Source organism: Nocardia sp. NBC_01503 (assembly GCF_036327755.1).
Taxonomy (GTDB): Bacteria; Actinomycetota; Actinomycetes; order Mycobacteriales; family Mycobacteriaceae; genus Nocardia.
Window position 1 is genome coordinate 4,718,853 of sequence record NZ_CP109596.1, and the last position, 20,636, is coordinate 4,739,488.

The window sequence follows — 20,636 nt, forward strand, 5'->3', positions numbered from 1 at the left end:
TCTGCCGGTTTCTTCTTGCCCCGCTTCCCATTACGGGGGCATTCATGGGGCAGTGGACGTTCGCTCGTTACCAGCCGAGGCCGCGCTCAGGCGCGGATGAATCGGCCTGCGCGATGCATCTTCAGCGAGTTGGTCGGTACCACCGGTTATCGTGAGGTATGGCTACTCCCGTGCCGCTCCCACATCCTCCGCAGATTCCTGCCGCGGATCCCGAAGCGCTACGGGCCGTCCTACCCGTGGCATTGCGGGACGAGTTCGATGCGGAATGGGCTCGGGTGCTGGATCGTGCGAAGCAGTCACATTCGCTCGAGGAGATTTACGACCTGCTGAACAAGTGGCAGCACACCGCCGTGATGGAGTCGCGCCATCCCGGCTCGTATCTGCGACTGTTGGAGAAGGCGGCGCAGATCGAAGCGGCAGGTGGTCGGACCACTGCTGTTTCGATCGAGGACATGCGCACCCAGATTCAGCGGCGTCTGCAAACCGGCTGAAGCCTGCCGCTTGTACCGAATCGTTCCGGACCCGGAAACAGCTGAGCAGGTCGCTGCCCTTCCGGTCGATGTGTTGCTGGACTACGCCCAGGTGCTCAGTGTCCTCGAGGTCGGGCTCTCCGCAGAATGATGCCAATCCTGATGGGGCCGTGCGCCGTTGGGCATTTGGCCCCGGAAAAGCTGGGCAGATCATCTACCTTGTGCTCGAAGCGCAACGCGAGGTGCATCTGCTGATGGTGCAGTGGCTCGGTTGATACCGCAGTTTGCACCTGCATTGCCACGCCACAACCCACGCCCCGCGTGTGTGCCAACGGTGGATCATGCGCCGCACAGTGGTGTTGCCGCGCGCATGAGGGCTGCCTGGTGGAGGGGATCGCTGTGGTGGGTGGTGATGGTGGTCATTACGCTGGCCAGGAGGTGGGTGGGGCAGTCGGGGCTTGTCAATGCGGCTCGGGTGTCGGCCATTTCGGTGATGATCTCGGTGTTGAGTTGGTCGATTATCGGGCGCACTGTTGTGAGGTCCATTGCGGGGGTGGGGGTGGGCGGGATGTTGTGGCGCCATTCCAGGATCAGGGAGTGCTGCACGATTTTGTTGGCGTCGATCTGGCCCTGGAAGACTTGCCGCACCCAGGTTTCGGGTAGACCGTGGGCGGTGCCCAAGGTGGCCATCGCGTCGCCGATCTGTGCCTCTCGGGCGGGATCGTCGATGACGGGGTCGGTGCCGTCGCGGGTTGCGGTTGCCCATTTCGCGGCGGCGACGGTGTCGGCGGTGGCGAGGCGAGCGGCCAGGAGGTCGGTCAGGTGATTCAGTGATTCGGGCTGGTTTGCGGTTGAGGGTGCGGCGTTGCCGAATCCGGCGAGCAGTACCATCGCCGTCGCTGCGGCCACTGTCATAGCTTTCATCGCATTCGCTCCTGCTCTCGTTCCCGCGGTGATCGCCGCACACGTTGTCGCCGCTCCGGCGTAATCCGCGCCGATCAGGTTCGATATCGCGGGATCGAGTATGTCAAAGTCGCCACGCGTGGTGATCTTCCGGCGCTGCCGTTGAGTAGCCTGTGCGCGTGCGCATTTCGACTCGACTGTTGCCGTCGCTGAGTATGGCCGTGGTGGGCTGGCTGCTCGCCGCCGGGATTGCCGGTCCTTCGGCCACCGCGGACCCGGGGCCGTCGCGGTTGCTCACCGTCGCGCAGACGGGTGTGTTGCGCGTGTGCACCACCGGTGACTATCCGCCCTACACCCTGCGTGCGGCGGACGGTTCGTATCAGGGGGTCGACATCACCCTGGCCACCGACCTCGCGGCGACCTTGCACGCTGTGCCGCAATGGATTCCGACCACTTGGGCCGCCCTGGCCGATGATTTCGTCGCGCACTGCGATCTGGCGGTCGGCGGTATCTCCGATACCGCCGAGCGCCGTCGCGTCGCCGACTTCTCGGTTCCGATCGCCACCGACGGCAAGACTCCGGTCACCCGCCGCGGGGATGGCGACGCCTTCTCGACTATCGCGGATATCAACAAGCCGGGTGTCCGCGTCATCGTCAATCCCGGTGGTACCAACGAGAAGTTCGCTCGCGCGAACTTCCCCGACGCCCAGCTCATCGTCTGGCCCGACAATCTCACCATCTACGACCAGCTCGAGCAGGGCAACGCCGATGTCTTCGTCACCGATTCGGTCGAGGGCCGCTACCGGCGGTTGACCCACCCGGACCTACAGGTCCTGCATCCCGACCGCCCCTTCGACTCCGCCACCAAGGCCTACCTCCTGCCGCGCGGCGACCTGGCCTTCAACGCCGTCGTCGACGCCTGGCTGCAAACCCAGATCAGCACCGGCAGATCCGCTCAGTTGCTGGACAATTGGATCGGCTGAGCGACAAAGCGTTCGGGCTCGCGCGTATCCGATGCGGCCGTCAGACGACCGTATTACGTTGGGCAAGTAGGAAATTGCGTTCGGATTGGTTTCGGGTGTAGGCGAGGGCGGCTTCGTAGGCTTGGGCGGCTTCGGGGTTCATGCCCAATCGGCGGAGCAGATCGGCGCGGATGGCGTGGAAGAGGTAGTGGTGGGGGAGGTTCAGGGTGTCGAGGGCTGCTCGCGGGCCTTGCACCTCGGCTAGGGCTACGGCCCGGTTGAGCGCGATGATCGGGCTTGGGGACAGGGCCCGCGAGCTGGTCGTAGAGGTGGAGGATTTGGGGCCAGTCGGTTTCGGCGGATGTAGGGGCGTCGGCGTGGACGGCATTGATGGCGGCCTGTAGCTGGTAGGGGCCGGGTTGGTTGTGGGCCTGAACTCGGTACTCGCTGTCCTGTACCTAGTCTTCACGATTGTCGCGACATCGACTGCGGCGGAGCCCATTTCAGCCGTCCTGTAGCGGTCGCACTTCGATCGGCAGCGTGACGACCCGGGCCAGTCGCCGACCCCATTCCAGTGCTTCGTCGAGATCGGCCGCCCTGATGACGGTGAATCCGCCGATGTGCTCCTTACCCTCGGCGTACGGACCGTCGGTGACGAGGACTTCGGATCCGGCGGCCCGCAGCACGGTGGCGGTGCTCGGCGCGTGCAGTCCGGCCGCGAACACCCAGGCCCCGGCGGTCCGCATTTCGTCGTTTAGCGTCTCCAGGTCGTGCATGATCTCGGCCAGATTGTCGGGCGGATCGGTGTCGTCGGGCTGATAGATGCTGAGCAGATACTGTTTCAACGCGACTCCTCCGTCGTGCGCCGGTACGTGGCGATGATGACACCGGTCGTCGTGGTGAGGCTGTCGGCCAGCCGCATCGCGCCGAGATCGACGCCGTCGAACAACCGCTGCCCGGTCCCCAGCACCAGTCCTGGTAGGTCCGGCGGCCCAAGAGCAATGCCCGTTCGGACGCGGCCATATGCCCGCCGACCAGTTGGCCCTGAATCGGGTCCGCGTACGGAATCGCCCACCCGCCGTATTCGAATCCGTCCCGGGGATCCTCGTCCGCGCGGCCGGGTGCCTGCATGACTCCGTCCAAGGTGAGGCTGACCACCGCGATAATGCTGCCCATGTTCGCTCCCTCCGGTGATCCCGGCGCGGTGCCGGGTTCATCACCTATACGAACGGGCATTGCCGTTTCAGACATTGAGGGGAGGTCGAATTCGGCCGATCGATCTCACCGTTACTGCGGGCCCGGATACCGCGCCCCGATTGAGCCGGGTCTTCGTCGTGGCAGTCCCCGGCGGGGTTGGGGTTCACTGCGGCGGTGCCGCTGATCCCGATGGCAAAACGGATTTGGGACATGATCACCGGTGCCGCGGCACGCCAGGGGTTTTGGTACCGATATCGTTGTGCACCAGTGGAACTGAGCAAATACACATTGAGTTTGCGGCCGGGGACAGCTTCCGGAGGTCACTGTTTCGTACTCGCCGGTGGCATAAGTCCGGAGGTTTCGGCGGCGTCGGCGAGTTGGCGGGGGGAGCCGGCCATCAATATGCGGGCGTGCCGGGTTACGGCTTCGGCGGGCCAATCCCACCAGGCCAGGCGTAGAAGTAGAGCGATCTCCTCGTCGGTGAATCGGCGTCGGATCAGTCGGGCGGGGTTACCCGCCACGACGCCATAGTCGGGTATGTCGGCGGAGACGACGGAGCCGGCCGCGACGATCGCACCGTGCCCGATTCGGATTCCGGGTAGGACGATCGCGCCGTATCCCAGCCATACGTCGTTGCCCACGACGGTGTCGCCTTTGCCGGGCATGGCTTCGAGGTTGATCAGATCGTGGGTGGCCGCGGCCCAATCGCCGTCGAAGATGGCGAACGGGAAGGTGGAGACGCCGTCCATCCGGTGATTGGCCCCGGACATCAGGAACCGGACGCCGGAGGCCAGGGCGCAGTATCGGCCGATGATCAGCCGGTCGGGTCGATAGTCGTAGCGGACGCATTCGCGTTCGAAGTTCTCGGGATGGTCGAAATTGTCGTAGTAGGTGTATTCGCCGACCGATATGTGGTCGGCGGTGATGAGGGGGCGGAGGAATACGACTCGCGGATGTGTTGGCAGCGGGTGTATTCGGGTGGGATCCGGTGCGCCCGTCGCACCGGATCGAGGTCCCCAGCGCCAGCCCGCCTGCTCTGGTTCGGTGCGGTTGGGTGCGCTCATAGGGACTCCTTCGAGATCGGGGCGTGCTGGGTCAGCGCAGGGTGATGGGCAGTGCTTCCAGCCCGCGTAGTGCGACATTGGGTTTCCATCGGGGTTGCCCGTTCAGCGCCACGGTGGTGGTGCGTTCCAGCAGTCGGCGCAATGCGATGGTGGCTTGGAGCCGGGCCAGCGGAGCGCCGAGGCAGAAGTGGATTCCTTGGCTGAAGGCGAGATGTCGTTGTGTCGCGCGGGTGAGGTCGAGCCGGTCGGGGTCCGGGAATTCGGCGGGGTCGCGATTCGCCGCTCCCAGAAGCACCATTGCCATGGTCCCCGCGGGTAGGAACGACTCGCCGATCGTGAGGTCGGTCAGGGTGGCTCGGAAGACCAGTTGCGGCGGCGGGTCGTAGCGCAGGACCTCTTCGACGGCAGCTGCGGCCAAGCCTGGTTCGGCGCGCAGGCGGGCGAGCTGATCGGGGTGGTCCAGCAGTGCGAGGACACCGCTGGCGATGAGGCTGGCCGTGGATTCGTGTCCGGCGACCAGTAGCAGCAGACAGGTGGACAGCAGTTCGGGTGCGGTGAGTGCGTCTCCGTTGTCTTCGATCGTGGCCAGTTCCGAGAGCAGGTCGGATCCCGGGTGCGCACGCCGCTGCGCGGAGAGTTCGTGGAAGTAGGCCGCGGTCTCCAGCACGGCCCGCACCCGCTGCTCGACTCTCTGTGGGGGAACGAGGAATTCGGGGTCGAGCCCGCGGGCCATGGTGTGCGACCAGTGCTGGACCATGGTGTGGTCGGCAGCCGGAATATCGAGCAGCTCACAGATCACGGTGAAAGGCAGTGCGTAGGCGAACGATTCGACGAGATCGACCTCGCGCGACGCCAATGCCGTGTCCAGCAGTGCGTCGGTGATGGCGGTGATGCGCGGCGCCAGCCGCGCTACCGCGCGAGGCGTGAAAGACGGTGCGACGAATCGGCGTAATCGATTGTGGTCCGGTGGATTCCGAGTCAGGAAGGAGCTGACGGACTTTCCGTGGTCGTCACGCAGCAGCCCGGTCCGGTCGTGTTCGGTGAGCAGAGCGCGGCCGAGGGGAGCGCGGGGCTCGCTGTAACCGAATCGCGGATCGCACAGGATGGCGGCGGCGTCGGCGTACCTGCTGAAGATGTGGATCCCCGCCGGGCTGTGGTAGATCGGTGCTTGTTCGCGTAGTCGGTGGTACACCGGGTAGGGGTTGGCTCGCGTCGCCGGTTCGAACAATCCGAAACCGACTCGCCCGATCGGAGTGTCGTCATCGGGTGTGCTGTTCACAGTCTGTTCTTCGGTGGTCATCGGACGACCACCGTTCCGGGTTCGATCACGATATCGGGCTGCACCGCAGTGGGTTCCGGGCGGTCGGATCCGATTCTGGCCGCGGCAGTGCCGATTCCAGTGGGACCGAAGGGCAGTCGAGTGTCCCGTGTATCGGTCAGCGGGGTGGTGTGCGTTCCGGCCGCCAACTCGTAGCGACTCGCGGCCACGTCCAGGTGGGCCTGGAAGATTCCTGCGATGAGTCGCTGTAGTCCGTGGACGTAGGTGTCCAGGGTCGCGCGCTGGTCGGCATCCAGGTCGAGTTCGTCGGCCAGGTTCGGCAATTCGGTCGCGGTGCTGTGCTCGAAGTGTCGCAGCTGGGACGTGACCAGGTCGTTGGTGAGGGTGAGTGCCTGCCGCAGCCACAGTCCAGGAACCGCCGCATGATCAGCACGAAATTGTGGATCTCGGCTTCCTTCTCCGTCTCCTTCCAATAGGAGAAGAGGTCGTTGAGCAACCCGTTCCAGTCGCGCAACGCGTCGACGAGTTCGCGCATCGGCACGGACTCGTGCCATTCGGGCGGGTTCTCCAGGTCGAGTGTGTAGTCGAGCAGAATCACGAGAATGCCTGCGCCGCAGGTGCTTCGGCGCATTTCGAGGTAGTCGACCGGATCGGGTATCTGATTCTCGACGAAGTTGAGGATCTCCCACAGCAGTCCCTCGCACGTCCGCAGAATGCTCTCCGCGAGTCGGCTTCGCCAGTGTTCGGGCATGGCGGGCGCGGTGCGCCGCCACAGGTCGGCCAGACCTCGTTCGAGCGGACTCGCCGGGGGTGGGAGGACCTCCGGGTGTGCGATCGGCATGAAGGCTATGAGCCGGTCGAAGGCGATCTTCGCCCCGGCGATATCTCGGCGGTTCCGGAAGAGCTCATCGGAGTAGTCCCCGAGGAAGAAGGTCCACGCGAGCCATTCGGCGGCCGATCCGAGCGTCTGGGTGGCGGTGTCCGGAAAGCATTGCGCGGCGAACTTCGGTATCTGCTTGGCGTCGAAACCCGCCTCGTTCCACTCGCTCAGTCCGCAGTCCAGCATCCCCATCTCGACGACCCATCCCTTGGTTCGGGTTTGGATCTCCGCCAAGGCCGGATGAATCCTCGGAGCGAACGGCATATAGAACTCGGGAAGTTCGGTCTCGGATTCATCCGTCGTCGCGGGCTGGTCGGGCCAGGCCACCGCCGCCGCGCGGCGGGCCAGCCCGAGTTGGGCGCTCGTCGAGCCGATCCTGTTGGGTCCCAGTAGTTCCGGCGACCCTGATGGTTCGGTGCCGATGTCCGCCACCTGCGGCGGGTGCTCCAGCCTCGGGTTGGTGATGCGGGTCGCCGAGGTGCCCACGCCGGTGGGACCGAAGGCGGGTCGAGCGGTATCGGTGTCGTCCTGCGGTGCGATATCCCGATAGCGAACGCTCTGCGATGCCCATTGGTGATCTCCCGCCATGCAATCCTGGAGCCCCTGCACGTACCGGAGGATCGCGAGCGGTAATTGCGGGACCAGTAGGTAGTCCCCGAACAGGATCGGCAGCTCGAATCGGACCGTGTCCTCGAACTGCTGCATCCGAGCGGTGGCCAGTTCATTGACGAGGTCGACGGCCCGGTGTAGGTCGCAGTCGAGGAACCGCTCGGTGATGGTGACCCCGTTGATCTCCCCGGCGCGGGACTCCTTCGGATAGGAGAGTATGTCGTTGCGCAGGTCCACCCCGTCGGAGAAGGTGTCCCGGAGTGCACGCAGCGGCCGGGTCACCGCGACCGCGGCGGGAATCTCCACACCGTTGGCGTGCTCGATCAGACATGCCACCAGTTCCATACCCCCGGCCTTGCGCCGCAGATCGATGACGTAGTTGATCGGGTTGGGCACCCAGCTCCGATCGGCCGGATAGACCTCGCGCGCGGTGTTGCGCAGATAGTCCTCGACGACGCGGGCCAGTCGAGTTTGCCAATTCTTCGATTTGGCAGGCACCGTGCGCGCCCACAGGTCCGCCAGGCCGGCCTCGGCGGGATTGCCGGGCGTCGCCTCGGCCGGTACGCGCATGTACTCCGTGAGATGGGCGATGTACTCGTTCCCGCCGGCCGAATCCCCTGAATGAGTGAAGGTTTCGGCGAAGAAGTCGTCGAGGAACCACGCCCAGATATGCCAGTCGGTCAGCAGGTCCAACTCCGGTGCGATGGCGTCCGGGTAGATCAGTGCGGCGTACCGGGCGAAATCCATGGAGTCGAACCAGGATTCGTCCCATACGCCGTGGCCCGGTGCGCCGGGGGGTGCGCCCAGCATGCCCAGATCGATTGCCCAGGCCTTGCCATGGGCGCGCGCGGACTCGACATTCGGATTGCATCGCGCGGGGTAGGGCATATAGAACTCTGGTCGCCGGAATGATTCCTTGGTCGACATTGGCTATCCCTGTGGAAGACGCTCAGTAGAGCTGAAGCGTGATGATTGGGAGCCCTGCGCCTGGCCGCTGATACCGATATCCGGTCGAGCAGGGCGATTGCGCGGCGACGCTGCCGAATTGATGTATGGATCAGTCGTGTATCAGTTGATCTCGGTCAGTTCGATGTGCTCCGTTCGTGTCTCATAGATCCGCTTATGCTCGGAAATCGCTGCCAGTCGGAACGGCCCGCTCGTCTCCTCGGGCAGGACATGGCGCCTGCCGTCGGAGGGTAGTTCGGCTTCGTGGAGTGCGCGGTAGCGGTCGTAGTCGATCGGCTTGCGGCGGGTGATGGCGTTGCCGTTGGCGGCCGTCCGGAGCTGATCCCGGTAGCCGTCGACCACCGTTCCGCCGAAAAACTCTGCGACACAACCTGATCCGTAGCTCACGAGTGCGATGGGCCGGCCGCTGAGATCGGCGTGGCCATCCAGCGCGGCGGCCAGACCCAGGTAGAGGGAGGCGGTGTAGCTGTTCCCGATGGTCCGGTTGTAGCCGGTGCTGTCGGATACGGCGGCCTCGACGGTCTGCGGGTCTGGCGTGAATCCCTGGCTGTCGAGCAGGTGGCGGTGCGCTTTGTAGGCCATCTTCGTGAAGGGCTGGTGGTAGCAGAATTGCGTGAACTCGGTCAGCTTCCGCCCGCCGCGGTCCCGGTAGTCCTGCCAGGCTCCTTCGATGGCCTCCAGATAGGCCAGCACCGAGGACTTTCCATCCACCACGGCGGCGGTGCGATAGTTGGGACGCCAAAAGTCCATGATGTCCTTCGCGTACACCCCCGAAACGGGTTCGAGCCGCAGTATCGCGGGGTCGGCGGTCACCAACATGGCCACCGCCGCGGCGCCCTGGGTCGGTTCGGCCGCGGTACCCAATTCGTATTTCGCGATATCGGTGGCGATGACCAGCACTCGCTGTGACGGGTCGACGGTGATGAGCGCCATGGCGAACTGGAGTGCGGCGGTGGCTCCGTAGCAGGCCTGTTTGAGTTCGACGACGCGGGCGGCGGTGGGCAGGCCAAGCAATGAATGCAGGTAGAGCCCAGCGGATTTGGCTTGGTCGATACCGCTCTCGGTGGCCAGCAATACCGTGCGCAGGTGCTCGACGCCGTGCCGCTCGATAATGGGTGCGGCCGCGGCGGCGGCCATGGTGACGATGTCCTCGTCGGCGGCCGCGATGCTCATCGCGTCCTGTCCGAGGCCGAAGTGGAACTTGTCGGCGTCCACGCCGTGCTGCTGGGCGAGCACCACGTGATCGAGGACGTAATGCGTTGTCGCGAAGGAGATGTCATGAATGCCGACCGGTCTCGCGTTCATCGTTGCGCTCCAATTCGTGTGGCTGGACGTTCGAGTTGACTGTGGGCCCGCATGAGTTCGCCGGGATTGGTCTGTGCCGCCATCAGCGAGAGTTCGCCGCACAGCACGGTGGCCGCGGCGATGACCGCGAGGCGGCGGGCGTTAGCGCCCGGGGCGCGTTCGGCGCGACAGCCCAGGCGGCGCAGGTTCTCCTGCGCGAACCCGAGATGTTTGCCGTTGCCGATGGTTCCGACTATGAGATTGGGTAGCGTGCACGAGAAGTAGAGGTCGCCGTCGCGATCCTCGGTATGCGTAATGCCTTGGGAGCCTTCGACGATATTCGCGCCGTCCTGCCCGGTGGCCAGGTAGAAGGCGAGCAGCATATTGGCGTAATGGGCGTTGGCCGTTCGGATTCCACCGGCGAGGGTGCTGCCGATCAGATTCTTGCGGATGTTCAACGTGGTCACTCGGGCGGCGGTGGTGTGCAGCCGTTGTGCCACCACCTCGCGCGGGATGAGCAACTCGGTGACGACGTTCTTGCCGCGGCCCAGGATCCCATTGACCGCGGAGACCTTCTTGTCCGTGCAGTAGTTGCCGGAGATCGAGCCGTACCGCACTCCGGGCACCGATCGCAGAATATGGTCCAGCAGTTGGTCGGCCGCGAGGGTGGCCATATTGTGGCCGGCCGCGTCCCCGGTGGTGAACTCGAAGCGCAGAAACAGCAGGTTCCCGGCTATTTGATGATGCAGGCCGATCAGCTCGGCGTATCGGCTGCCGTTCGAGACCACCTCGCGCAGCTGCCCGAAATCGTGCTCCAGCAGCCGCACCGCCGTATACGCGGTGCGGGCGTCGTCGGCTTCGAGCAGCACCGACCGTGCCATGCGATCGTCCACGACGGTGGCCAGGATGCCGGATTCGACCATGGTGGAGATTCGCGCGCCCCGCCGCACGGACGGCCACAGCGGTGATTCGTAGGTGGCGAGCGGAACCTCGACCTCGTCGCGGACGGTGTCCCCGCTGATCCGGATCGGTCCCACCCATTCGAGTGGGACTGCGGCACAAGATGATTCGTTCATACGGATTCCTCCACTCGTCGGCCCTCCGGAAATCAGCGCCGGATCGCGGCACTGAGGCATCGCTCAGCTGTGCCTCCGTACGCTCGAATCGGGGCTGCGGAAGCTGTATGCCATCGGGTCGATGCCGCGGAGTCGGCAGAACGACTCGACGTCACCGGTGAGCAGCAGATCGCAGCGGAGCAACTCGTCCGGCGTCCGCGCACCGAGCACCGTCATCAGTTGCCGTAGTTGTTCGAGCCAGTTCTCGATCGTCGTGACGAGCGCGTCGGTGCCCTGATCGACGAGGATGCGCAGGAAATGACCGGCGACGCCGGTTGCCTTGGCGCCCAAGGCGAGTGCGCGTGCCACGTCCAGCGGGGAGCGGACGCCGCCGGAGGCGAGAATCTCGATACCCGTCAGATCCGAGACGTCGAGCAGACAGCACACGGTGGACTGACCCCAGCCCTGCGCGAAGGAGAAGTCCGCGCCGGTGCGGCGGTTGTTCTCGATCCGCGCGAAGTTGGTGCCGCCGCGGCCACCGACATCCGCCGCCGCGACCCCGGCCTCGCGCAGCCACCGCACGGTGCGGCGGCTGAGTCCGAAGCCGACTTCCTTGACCACCACGGGCACCTCGACGGCCTGGGTGATGCGTTCGATCTGCCGAGGCCAGCCCGCGAAGGAACGGTCTCCTTCCGGCATCACGATCTCCTGCACCGCGTTGAGGTGAATCTGCACCGCGTCGGCTTCGAGCAGGGCGACGGCTCGGCGGACCTGTTCGACGGTGGCGTTGGCGTTCACATTGGCCATGACGAATCCGCGCGGGTTCTCGCCGCGGAGCACGCGGTAGCTGTCGGCGACGGTGTCGTCGGCGAAGTAGGCGCTCATGGATCCGGAGGCGATGGGGAGCCCGGTCTCGCGCGCGGCGATGGCCAGCTCGCGATTGATCTGCCCGGTGCGCTCGCTGCCGCCGGTCATGCCGTTGATGAACAGTGGTGCCGCCCAGGGTTTTCCGGTGATCTCGAGGCTCAGCGCGACGTCCGCGTAGTCGATCCCGGCGCAGGCGTGGTGCAGAAACGCCACTGATTCGAAGTCGTTGGAGTCGTGGCCTTCTCGTTGCTGGTCGACCGCATGTCGCACGTGGTCGTCCTTGCGGTTGCCGATCATCACAGGCGCCTTTCGCGTGCAGCGGCATTCAAGGGCAATGCGCGAATTCCGTTTCGCGCCCAGCGGTCCGCGAGCTCGGCGCTCGCATCCCGCCGGTCGCGCTCGATCAGCGCGATACCGCAGTCACCGCCGCCCGCGCCCGAAGGCTTGGCCGCCGCGCCGACCGCTTCGGCGCTCGCACAGAGGGTTTCGAGCCGCGGTGTGATGATGCCGAGGTTGGTTGCGGCGTCCAGCTTGGCGAGTACTTCTCGGGCGCAGCGTATTTCGTGCAGGATTCGGTGTGAGTCCTGGTGCCGGAGTGCGGTGATGAGGTGATCGACGCATGTGGCGCTGGAGGGCAGAAAGTCGTCGTAGGCAGCGAATCCTCCGCGCCGCAGTTCGGCGATCAGCGCCGGTGTCGAGGCGGGGTGCCCGGTCCAGCCGACATGCAGCCGAAGGTCTTTCGGTGTCGGTAGCGGCTGAATGGACAGTCCCGGCCAAGGCATCGCAAGGCAGTCGACGATCCCGTGCTCGGCGACCCGATCCGACAGCTGGCGGCGGTCGGGTGACCGGTAGGCGATCCAGCCGCCCCACGTGCTCGCCGCGACGTCGCCGCCGGAGGTGTTCGGCGCGATGTCCGTGGTGGCCAGCATGGCGAGCCGATATCGCTGCATCCGAGTCAGGTCGAGTCCGTAGAACGCGGCCAGCGCCGCCACCGTGGCGACGGTGACCGCGGCGCTGGAGCCGAGGCCGAACTTGCGGCCGTCGCGGTCGGCGAGGCTACTGGTGACCGCCAGCCGGAAGTGGCGACGGTGCAGGCCGCGTTCGGCGATCAGCCGATCGACAACCGCGACGGCCGAGAGCACGTAGTCGAAAGCGCCGCGTCCGTCACGACCGGTGGGCGGGCGGTGCACTCGTCCGTCGGCCCACTCACAGCGCATGCTGATACCGCCGGAGAGTGTCGAGTGCAGAGTCGTCGCATCGGGCGGGTCCGCGGCCCCGATCGTGACGGTGGCGTAGCGGTCGACAGCGACGAGCACGGCGGGATATCCCGGTGCGAGGACGGCGTATTCGCCCGCGATGTAGAGCTTGCCCGGTGCGCTGCGGGTGATCACGAGCCGCCGCCGGGCAGGAGTGCGGCGCCGGGGCCGGGGAGGGCCACATGCGTCGAGATATGCTGTCCCACCGCGGATATCGCGGCGGCGATCCGGGTCGCATCGGTGCGAGCGCAGAGCACTTTCACATTGGGTCCCGCGTCCATGGTGGCGTAGGCGGTGATGCCGTCTGCCCGCAGCGCCACCACCCGGTCCAGTACTGACAGCGAGAGCGGCGACAGATATCGGATCGGCGGGCGAGCCGCGAGCATGGTGGCGTGCATCCCGAACGCGCTGCGTTCGGCGATTTCCCCCATGGCGTCGAGATCGGCGCGGGCGACGGCGGCGCGCATGGCGTCGAGATCGGTGGCGTTCACGGTGGTCCACGGCAGGTAGAACGGCGAAGTGGCGATGGTCCGGCGCATGGCTTCCCGGCTCGACATCGCCTTCGGAGCGGGGTCGACCACCGCGATGATCAAGGCCGGGTCGAGCCCTTCGGCATCGATCGGTTCGGCATATGAACTACGGTCCCCGGCCGCGCCGTCGCCTGTGCCCGCATGCCACACCACCAGTCCGCCGAAGATCGACCGGCACGCGGATCCCGAGCCCCGGCGCGCCAGCCGCGACAGCGCCCGGGGGTCGAGTTCGAGGCCGAACGCGGTGGCCGCGGCAGTGGCCAGCGCGGCGAATCCGCTTGCCGAGGAAGCCAACCCGGCACCGGTCGGCACCGTATTGGTCGTCTCCACCACGGCACGCTCATCGCGACCGGTGAAGGCGCGGACCGTGTTCAGGAACCGTTCGACGCGCAGGTGGGTCTGCCGGGGCGCGGGGCGGCTGTTCATGGTGACCGAGTCCGCGGGCGCGCGCGTGGTCAGTCGCACCGTGGTCGTCGTCGGATACAGATTCAGCGTCATCGACAGACTGCCGGTAGCTGGAAGTATCAGCGATTCATCGCGTTTGCCCCAGTATTTGACCAGCGCGATGTTCGGGTGCGCGACAGCGGTGACGCCGTCGCCGGTTTCGAGGATCGCGGGCACCATCGCGGCTTCCGGGTTCATGGCCGGTCACCGGTTGTGAAGGTCCAAGTCTGTGTCGCGCCCGCCGTGCGCAGGGCCGTGCTGACCACTTCGGCCTCGGCTGGACCGGCGGTGAGTGCGAGGATGCACCCGCCGAGCCCCCCACCGGTCAGTTTCGCCCCCAGCGCGCCTGCCTGTCGCGCGACCGCTATCAGTCGATCGATCTCCGCGGTGCTCACGCCGAGCTCGGTCAGCACGGCTTGAAAGTCCGTGAGTTCGGCTCCGAGTGCCGGGGCGTCACCGTCCGCGAGATCCTGGGCCGCCGCCTCGGTGATCTCGCGCGCCCAGTCCAGCAGTCGTCGTGCGCGCAGCGGGCGCCGATCGAACTCAGCGCGCACGGCTGTCACTGCTTGTCTTGTGCCGCTCGCGATTCCGCTGTCCGCGACGACAAAGGTGGCGTCCAGACCGGTATTGATCGGATGTGCGATGCCGTGCTGGAACCAGATCGGCCCGGCGGCCAGCACGGCGCGGGCGTCGACGCCACTGGCGCGGCCGTGCGCCAATTGCTCACCATATTGAACGAGTTCGTACAGGGTGTCGGGGTCATCGAACTCGCCGCAGAGATCGGCGACGGCGCGGACCGCCGCGGCCGCGTACGCCGCGCTCGATCCGAGCCCGCGGGCAACCGGGATATCACCGACCAGGCGTATCTCGACAGGTCCGCCGACAGGCTTCCACCGTTTGAGCGCCTGCTCTGCCGCGACCTGTGGACCGGAATTCGCGACCGTCGAACCGGGTGGCGCCGGGCAGCGAAATACCCTGCCGCACAAGAGGTCTGCCCCGGGCATGGACACCGGTGTCGCGTTCGGTGCGATACGCGCGCACGCGGTGACGGTGAGTGCGGGCAGGGGGACGGCTATCGCGGGCATCCCGTGCACGACCGCGTGTTCACCCAGCAGAACGACCTTGCCGTGCGCCCGGCCGGTGCCCACCGTGCGGTCATCCGCGGTGACGGCGGCGCGATCGGATGTCATCGCGGTCACCGATCCCGATGGGTTATGTTGTGCGCCAACGTGATCAGATCGGTGGCGGCCGGCCGATCCGGCAGTGCGGCGAGGGCGGCGGCGATGCGTCGGTCGGCGTGGTGCTGGGTGGTTCGCCGGCCGCCCATCGCGTCGACCAGGACGGCGGCTCGTGCGATATCGGCCTGGGACATGGGCGCCTCCGCCCGATAGAACCCGTCGAGTTCGCGGGCGGCCGGGGCGTTCGAGTGCAGCGCGGTGACGACCGGCATCGACTTCTTGCGTCTGGCCAGGTCACTGCTGGGCTTTCCGCTGACCCCCGGATCGCCCCAGATGCCGATCAGGTCGTCGGTGTATTGGAAGGCCATGCCCAATTCGCGACCGAACCGGTCCATCGCCGACACCGCGGTCGCTCCGGCTCCGGCGCGCAGCGCCCCGAGCGCGCAGGCGCAGCCCAGCAGCGCGCCGGTCTTTCCCATCGCCATGCGCTCGTAGTCCAGGACGCTGGTGGGGTGACGGCCATCGAAGGAACAGTCCTCCTGCTGGCCCCGGCACATCTCGATCACCGCTGATTCGAGCCGGTCGATCGCTTCGCGCGCCTCCCCGGCGGGCACGTGTGCGGCGAGTACCCGGACCGCCAGCGCGTGCAGCGCATCGCCGAGCAGGACGGCGGCAGGGACGTCCCACACCGCCCATACCGTCGGTCTGCCGCGGCGGGTCGGGTCACCGTCGATCACGTCGTCGTGAATGAGCGCGAAATTGTGCACCAGTTCTATCGCCGCCGCGACGGGGGCGATGGCTGCCGGTTCGGCGCCGTACATGGCCGCGGTCCCGAGCGTCAGCGCCGGGCGCAAGGCTTTCCCGGATCCGGCACGGCACGGTATGCCCTCCGGGTTCCACCAGCCGAAGTGGTAACCGGCCATGCGCAGCAACGCATCCGGCAGCGACTGCACCGACTCCCGCAGCGCCGGTTCGCAGATCATGCGGGCCTGTGCCAGGACTTCGCCTGCTCGGCGGGGAGCCGAGTTCGGCTGGTCGGTAATGATGGACCGAGCATCATGGGTCGGTGCGGGTAGGACTGTCTCAGGCTCTGCGGTCATGGTGATGCCCTCATCGCTGCGGCGGAATGATTCGAACGGTGGTGGCCGAGCACGCGGAAACGGTTGCCGCGCATGGTTATCGCCGAGAATTCGAGGTGAGCGTCCAAGACGATGGCGCTCGATGAACTGGTCCTGGACGCGACGCCGATGTGGTGGGGGCACGCCGTCGCACGGGCGGCGTACCGCATTCACCGCAAATCTGCGGGACTCGGCGTCGCGTGGTGCCTACTCGGCTCCGGCCGGATCCTGTTGCCGGGAGACCAGGACGTTGTCGAGAATGCCGAGGGCGTCGGGTACCAGCACTGCCGCCGAATAGTAGGCGCTGACCAGATACGAGATGATCGATTGGTCGTCGATGCCTTTGAATCGCACATTGAGACCGGGTTCGTATTCGTCCGGGATGCCGGTGGCGTGCAGGCCGACGACGCCCTGATCCTTCTCCCCGGTGCGCATGGCGAGAATGGAGGTGGTGCCGGTGACGCTGACCGGGATCTTGCTGCACGGGAAGATCGGAACGCCCCGCCATGCGGGAACCCGGCTTCCGTCGACGTCGACGGGGTCCGGATAGAGGCCGCGGGCGCTGCATTGGCGGCCGAACGCGGCGATCGCTTTGGGGTGTGCCAGAAGCAGTTTGGTGCTGCGGCGCATGCTCAGCAGATCGTCGAGGTCGTCCGGGGTGGGTGGGCCGGAATAGGTGTCGACGCGCTGTTTGCTGTCGGCGTTGTGCAGCAGACCGAACTCGGGGTTGTTCACCAGGTCGTGTTCCTGGCGTTCGCGCAGGGCCTCGACGGTCAGCCGCAATTGCTGGTCCACCTGGTTCATCGGGTTGTTGAACAGGTCCGCGACGCGGGTGTGGATCCGCAGTACGCTCTGCGCGACGCTCAGTTCGTACTCGCGAGGCTGCATCTCGTAATCGACGAAGGTGCCCTGTAGTTGCGGTTCGCCGGTGTGCCCGGACTCCACCGTGATGCTGGCCTCGCCCTGTTTGTTCTGGGGTTGGGTCGGCGCGGCGGCGTACTGTTCGAGATGCTGGCGCAGTGCCGGAATCCGGTCGAGTATTCCGCTCAGCGATGCGCGCGGCAGGGCCAGGACCGTGGTCGCGGTGACCGTTTTGATCGTGACCGGCCAGATGGCCGAGGTCTCGGTCAGCATGGCATCGCCGAAATAGTCTCCGCCCGAGAGTATTCCGACAACCTGCTGTTCCCCGTACTCACCTGTGCTGATCTTGTTCAGCTTGCCGTGCACGACGAGGACGACCTGATCCATCGAGTTGCCGAACTCGGCCAGCACCTCGCCCGGTTCGTATTCATTCTGTTCGAACTGACTCGCGAGGGAGGACAGGGCGTCGTCGTCGGCGAAGTCGCGCAGTGCGGGCAGCTCTCGCAGCTCCTGTGGGATCACCCGGGACTTACCGCCCTCGGTGATGAATTCGACATCGCCGCTGCCCAGGGTGTAGGTGAGTCGCCGGTTCACTCGGTACACGCCGCCGCTCACTTCGACCCAGGGCAGCATTTTGGTCAGCCACCGCGAGGTGATGGACTGCATTTGTGGTTCGGATTTGGTGGTGGACGCCAGATTCCGGGCGGCCACGGTGCTGAGGCTCTTTTGCACCTGATGTTCGGTTGAAGCGGGGGTTTCGATCGACATGCGTCATCCTTCTTCCCACATGATGCCCACAGTCGCAACCGCCGACACGCCGCTACGGAAGCGCCTGGGTCGATGACCAGCGAAAGTTCCTGTGCGACAGTGCATTCTGGCAATTGCCACGGTACAACTCGATTGCCCGAATCCGTATCGTAATTGCATCAATTCGTCGAAAGATATTGATCCGAAAAGGGACCGGTCCGGTCGGTTTGATAGCATTGTTGTACTGCGTATCCGGCTGTCGATGCAAACAGCATTCCGAATACTTCGCTGACGTACCGGCATAGCGAGTTTTCATCGAATTCAGTCCAGAATGGTCTGATTGGAATCCTGCTGCCGACCTGTTACGGCGCCGGTCAGTAGTCGAGGGCGTGTTCGGGTTGGCATACCTCCAACGGGGATGGGAGGTAACGGATTATGGCGTCGAGGAGAGAGATCTCGTCGAGGGTGGGAGGTGCGCCGCAGAGGATGGGGACGATATCGCCGATGCGGGTCAGGGAGCGGATGCGGTGCTGGAGTTGCTCCAGGGGGATGTCGCGGAGGGCGTGGAAGGCGGTCGCGCCGGGGGTGTCCTGCTCCATCACCGTTTTGATCAACAACCGGTAGCGCTCCTCGGCGAGTTCCCAATGGGGGCCGTAGATTTCGGCCGCCAGGGGTTCGAGGGCCCACATGGGAAGAAGGTCGATGACACCTTCGAAGGTCGAGCCGAGGCCGATGGGGATCTGCAGGGTGAGGGGAACCGCCCCGCGGGTGTCCGCGATCGACTGAACGCAGCCGTTGAAATCGGCGGCGGGGTGGTCGAGCGCATCGATCAGGCATAGGCGGGCGACCTGATGGTCGTCGGCTATGCGCAGCATGGTTTCGAGTTGAGGAGTATGCGGGGTGGCCGCGTGCGCCAGTGCGATGATGCCGTCTGCCACCCGGATGGACCGTTCGAGCTCGACCGCGGGGGAGTGACCCGAGAGCTCCGCGATGCGGATGGTGTGCTCGACTCGCGCTGTCGACCAATGGATTTCGCCGCTGCCGACCGTACCGGCCGAGCGCCGCAGCCGCTGGATCAGCCGCGCCGTGGTCTCGGGGTCGCCGATCATGGTGACATTGCGGATCGACTGCGGGTCAATGGCTTTGGTGCCCATCGTGCTGTGGTACTCCAGATCGACTCGGGGGCGTCGTCGCATCCCCAATTCGTTCTCACGGTACCTGCGGTGCTGGATCGCCGGAGCGGAATTCCGCCCCAAAGTAGAACGTGTTCCTATACCGTCGGGGCTGTGCAGAAAGAACAACGCCCGGCCGTGGCCGACTGGTTCACTGCGGAGGACGGCGTGGCGCGTCTGAAGGGAACCCGGTGTACCAGCTGTGCCACACCGTATTTTCCGAAGAACACGCTCGCCTGTCGGAATCCGTACTGTGAGGGTCCGAAGGACGGGACTGAGCTCGTCGAGTACCTGTTTTCCACGCGTGGCCGGATCTGGTCCTACGCCGATGCCAGGTACAAGCCGCCCGCGCCCTATGTCTCGGCCGATCCGTTCGTGCCGTATGTCGTTGCGGCAGTGGAGCTCGAGGTCGAGAAGATGGTGATTCTCGGACAGGTCGTGCGCGGGCTCACCGTCGATGACCTGGCCGTGGGAATGCCGGTCGAGTTGACCGTCGGTGTGCTGTACGAGGACGACGAAGCGGAGCACACGGTGTGGATGTGGAGGCCGGTCAATGACTGAGACGAATCGCGATATCGCCGTCCTCGGCGCGGGTATGCACCCGTGGGGCAAGTGGGGGCGCAACTTCGTCGAATACGGGCTGGTCGCCGCGCGTGCGGCGCTGGCCGATGCCGGGATCGACCACCGCGATGTCGGCTACATCGCGGGCGCGGACACCATCCGCAATGGCTACCCGGGTTTCGTTGCCGGTGCGACCTTCGCGCAGGCGCTGGGTTGGTCGGGTGCGCGCATCTCGAGCAGCTATGCCGCGTGCGCCTCCGGGGCGCAGGCGATCGCCAATGCTCGCGCCCAGATTCTGGCCGGATTGACCGATGTGGCGCTTGTGGTCGGCGCGGACACCACCCCGAAGGGCTTCTTCCAGCCCGTCGGCGGTGAGCGCCGCGATGACCCGGACTGGCTGCGCTTCCACCTGCTCGGCGCGACCAATCCCATCTACTTCGCGCTGTATGCCCGCCGCCGGATGGCCCTGCATGGCGCCACCCTCGACGACTTCGCCGCGGTCAAGGTGAAGAACGCCCGGCACGGCCTGAACAACCCGAATGCCCGCTACCGCAAAGAGGTTTCGGCCGAGGAGATCGCCGCCTCGGCAATCGTCTCGGACCCGCTGCGCCTGCTCGACATCTGCGCGACCAGTGACGGCGGCGCGGCGTTGGTGCTGACGTCGATGGAGTACGCGCGCAAGCACGGCATCGCCGACCCGGTGCGCATCAGCGCGCTCTCCACGGTGACCCCGACCTTCCCGAAGACGGTCGTCGATCTCCCGGACTTCTCGACGGATTCCGCTGTCGCCGTCGAACCGCAGTCGCGCACCTTCCGTTCCGCTATCGCGCACGCGGCGTACGAGGAGGCCGGAATCGGCCCGCAGGACCTGTCCTTCGCCGAGGTCTACGACCTGTCGACCGCGCTGGAGTTGGACTGGTACGAGGATATCGGCCTCTGTGAGGTAGGCGGTGCGGAGCAGCTGTTGCGCAGTGGCGCAACTACATTGGGAGGACGCGTACCGGTCAACCCCAGTGGCGGACTGGCCTGCTTCGGCGAGGCTATTCCCGCGCAGGCCATCGCTCAGATCTGTGAACTCACCTGGCAGCTGCGCGGGCAGGCCGACGGGCGGCAGGTGGAGAACCCCCGCGCGGGTATCGCGGTGAACCAGGGCCTGTTCGGCCACGGATCGGCGATCATCGCCACCCGCTGACGCCGGGGTCATCCCGGGGCGCTGCGGGACGACTGTCGTCG

Annotated in this window: 19 protein-coding genes and 1 pseudogene; 4 read left to right on the forward strand and 16 right to left on the reverse strand. The window is 65.9% G+C overall.

All coding sequences use genetic code 11. The features are described from left to right. The first annotated feature begins 158 nt into the window (after nucleotides 1–158). Nucleotides 159–491 carry a DUF6247 family protein gene (locus OHB26_RS21315; RefSeq protein ID WP_330179032.1) on the forward strand — a complete coding sequence of 111 codons (333 nt, stop codon included), beginning with the start codon at nucleotides 159–161 and terminating at the stop codon, nucleotides 489–491. Between the two features lie 318 nt (nucleotides 492–809). Here the strand turns inward: OHB26_RS21315 and aroQ are convergent, their stop codons facing one another. Next, nucleotides 810–1,394, reverse strand: a complete 585-nt coding sequence (aroQ, locus tag OHB26_RS21320) for a gamma subclass chorismate mutase AroQ (protein WP_330179033.1) — start codon at nucleotides 1,392–1,394, stop codon at nucleotides 810–812. 158 nt (nucleotides 1,395–1,552) lie between these two features. On the opposite strand from aroQ, the gene OHB26_RS21325 reads away from it, so the two are divergent. Further along, complete coding sequence (locus OHB26_RS21325) at nucleotides 1,553–2,356, forward strand: transporter substrate-binding domain-containing protein (RefSeq protein WP_330179034.1); 804 nt, start codon at nucleotides 1,553–1,555, stop codon at nucleotides 2,354–2,356. Nucleotides 2,357–2,396: 40 nt separating this feature from the next. Here the strand turns inward: OHB26_RS21325 and OHB26_RS21330 are convergent. The 15 genes and pseudogenes from OHB26_RS21330 to OHB26_RS21400 form a co-directional block, all read right to left on the reverse strand. Beyond that, nucleotides 2,397–2,760 (reverse strand): annotated as a pseudogene (locus tag OHB26_RS21330) (RNA polymerase sigma factor); the annotation flags it as partial. Nucleotides 2,761–2,838: 78 nt separating this feature from the next. Then, nucleotides 2,839–3,180, reverse strand: coding sequence for a YciI family protein (locus tag OHB26_RS21335; protein ID WP_330179035.1), 342 nt, complete (start codon nucleotides 3,178–3,180; stop codon nucleotides 2,839–2,841). Further along, a complete protein-coding gene (locus OHB26_RS21340) occupies nucleotides 3,177–3,305 on the reverse strand; it encodes a hypothetical protein (protein WP_330179036.1) in 129 nt (42 codons plus the stop codon). Before OHB26_RS21340 ends, OHB26_RS21335 begins: the two co-directional genes overlap by 4 nt. Before the next feature lie 547 nt (nucleotides 3,306–3,852). After that, nucleotides 3,853–4,596, reverse strand: a complete 744-nt coding sequence (locus OHB26_RS21345) for a CatB-related O-acetyltransferase (RefSeq protein WP_330179037.1) — start codon at nucleotides 4,594–4,596, stop codon at nucleotides 3,853–3,855. 31 nt (nucleotides 4,597–4,627) lie between these two features. Then, nucleotides 4,628–5,896, reverse strand: a complete 1,269-nt coding sequence (locus OHB26_RS21350; protein WP_330179038.1) for a cytochrome P450 — start codon at nucleotides 5,894–5,896, stop codon at nucleotides 4,628–4,630. 136 nt (nucleotides 5,897–6,032) lie between these two features. Further along, nucleotides 6,033–8,291, reverse strand: coding sequence for a terpene synthase family protein (locus OHB26_RS21355; protein WP_330179039.1), 2,259 nt, complete (start codon nucleotides 8,289–8,291; stop codon nucleotides 6,033–6,035). 141 nt (nucleotides 8,292–8,432) lie between these two features. Continuing rightward, the gene (locus OHB26_RS21360) at nucleotides 8,433–9,635 is read right to left on the reverse strand and encodes a hydroxymethylglutaryl-CoA synthase (RefSeq protein ID WP_330179040.1); all 1,203 of its coding nucleotides are present in this window, start codon (nucleotides 9,633–9,635) and stop codon (nucleotides 8,433–8,435) included. Further along, a complete protein-coding gene (locus OHB26_RS21365) occupies nucleotides 9,632–10,690 on the reverse strand; it encodes a hydroxymethylglutaryl-CoA reductase (protein ID WP_330179041.1) in 1,059 nt (352 codons plus the stop codon). Before OHB26_RS21365 ends, OHB26_RS21360 begins: the two co-directional genes overlap by 4 nt. A 63-nt stretch (nucleotides 10,691–10,753) precedes the next feature. Continuing rightward, on the reverse strand, nucleotides 10,754–11,833 hold the full coding sequence (gene fni, locus OHB26_RS21370) for a type 2 isopentenyl-diphosphate Delta-isomerase (RefSeq protein WP_330179042.1): 1,080 nt from the start codon (nucleotides 11,831–11,833) through the stop codon (nucleotides 10,754–10,756). After that, complete coding sequence (locus tag OHB26_RS21375; RefSeq protein WP_330179043.1) at nucleotides 11,833–12,927, reverse strand: phosphomevalonate kinase; 1,095 nt, start codon at nucleotides 12,925–12,927, stop codon at nucleotides 11,833–11,835. The genes fni and OHB26_RS21375 overlap by 1 nt, the downstream gene beginning before the upstream one ends. Beyond that, nucleotides 12,924–13,964 (reverse strand): diphosphomevalonate decarboxylase, encoded by a 1,041-nt coding sequence (mvaD, locus tag OHB26_RS21380; protein ID WP_330179044.1) that lies wholly within the window; start codon nucleotides 13,962–13,964, stop codon nucleotides 12,924–12,926. Before mvaD ends, OHB26_RS21375 begins: the two co-directional genes overlap by 4 nt. Then, nucleotides 13,961–14,956, reverse strand: a complete 996-nt coding sequence (mvk, locus tag OHB26_RS21385; protein ID WP_330179045.1) for a mevalonate kinase — start codon at nucleotides 14,954–14,956, stop codon at nucleotides 13,961–13,963. The genes mvaD and mvk overlap by 4 nt, the downstream gene beginning before the upstream one ends. 5 nt (nucleotides 14,957–14,961) lie before the next feature. Then, the gene (locus OHB26_RS21390) at nucleotides 14,962–15,927 is read right to left on the reverse strand and encodes a polyprenyl synthetase family protein (protein ID WP_330185733.1); all 966 of its coding nucleotides are present in this window, start codon (nucleotides 15,925–15,927) and stop codon (nucleotides 14,962–14,964) included. Nucleotides 15,928–16,269: 342 nt separating this feature from the next. Then, entirely contained in the window at nucleotides 16,270–17,691 is a 1,422-nt protein-coding gene (locus OHB26_RS21395) for a family 2B encapsulin nanocompartment shell protein (protein WP_330179046.1), read from the reverse strand. A gap of 353 nt (nucleotides 17,692–18,044) precedes the next feature. Further along, on the reverse strand, nucleotides 18,045–18,866 hold the full coding sequence (locus OHB26_RS21400) for a GTP-binding protein (RefSeq protein ID WP_330179047.1): 822 nt from the start codon (nucleotides 18,864–18,866) through the stop codon (nucleotides 18,045–18,047). Between the two features lie 90 nt (nucleotides 18,867–18,956). Between OHB26_RS21400 and OHB26_RS21405 the strand changes: the two genes are divergently transcribed. Next, nucleotides 18,957–19,403, forward strand: a complete 447-nt coding sequence (locus OHB26_RS21405) for a Zn-ribbon domain-containing OB-fold protein (protein ID WP_442942695.1) — start codon at nucleotides 18,957–18,959, stop codon at nucleotides 19,401–19,403. After that, nucleotides 19,396–20,595 (forward strand): lipid-transfer protein, encoded by a 1,200-nt coding sequence (locus tag OHB26_RS21410; protein ID WP_330179048.1) that lies wholly within the window; start codon nucleotides 19,396–19,398, stop codon nucleotides 20,593–20,595. The genes OHB26_RS21405 and OHB26_RS21410 overlap by 8 nt, the downstream gene beginning before the upstream one ends. Nucleotides 20,596–20,636 lie beyond the last annotated feature (41 nt).

Bases quoted from the DNA above. Each gene is read 5' to 3' on its own strand.
- OHB26_RS21315 (WP_330179032.1), top strand. From the start codon at position 159: ATGGCTACTCCCGTGCCGCTCCCACATCCTCCGCAGATTCCTGCCGCG.
- aroQ (WP_330179033.1), bottom strand. From the start codon at position 1,394: ATGAAAGCTATGACAGTGGCCGCAGCGACGGCGATGGTACTGCTCGCC.
- OHB26_RS21345 (WP_330179037.1), bottom strand. From the start codon at position 4,596: ATGAGCGCACCCAACCGCACCGAACCAGAGCAGGCGGGCTGGCGCTGG.
- OHB26_RS21350 (WP_330179038.1), bottom strand. From the start codon at position 5,896: ATGACCACCGAAGAACAGACTGTGAACAGCACACCCGATGACGACACT.
- OHB26_RS21355 (WP_330179039.1), bottom strand. From the start codon at position 8,291: ATGTCGACCAAGGAATCATTCCGGCGACCAGAGTTCTATATGCCCTAC.
- OHB26_RS21360 (WP_330179040.1), bottom strand. From the start codon at position 9,635: ATGAACGCGAGACCGGTCGGCATTCATGACATCTCCTTCGCGACAACG.
- OHB26_RS21365 (WP_330179041.1), bottom strand. From the start codon at position 10,690: ATGAACGAATCATCTTGTGCCGCAGTCCCACTCGAATGGGTGGGACCG.
- fni (WP_330179042.1), bottom strand. From the start codon at position 11,833: ATGATCGGCAACCGCAAGGACGACCACGTGCGACATGCGGTCGACCAG.
- mvaD (WP_330179044.1), bottom strand. From the start codon at position 13,964: ATGAACCCGGAAGCCGCGATGGTGCCCGCGATCCTCGAAACCGGCGAC.
- mvk (WP_330179045.1), bottom strand. From the start codon at position 14,956: ATGACATCCGATCGCGCCGCCGTCACCGCGGATGACCGCACGGTGGGC.
- OHB26_RS21390 (WP_330185733.1), bottom strand. From the start codon at position 15,927: ATGATCTGCGAACCGGCGCTGCGGGAGTCGGTGCAGTCGCTGCCGGAT.
- OHB26_RS21395 (WP_330179046.1), bottom strand. From the start codon at position 17,691: ATGTCGATCGAAACCCCCGCTTCAACCGAACATCAGGTGCAAAAGAGC.
- OHB26_RS21400 (WP_330179047.1), bottom strand. From the start codon at position 18,866: ATGCGACGACGCCCCCGAGTCGATCTGGAGTACCACAGCACGATGGGC.
- OHB26_RS21410 (WP_330179048.1), top strand. From the start codon at position 19,396: ATGACTGAGACGAATCGCGATATCGCCGTCCTCGGCGCGGGTATGCAC.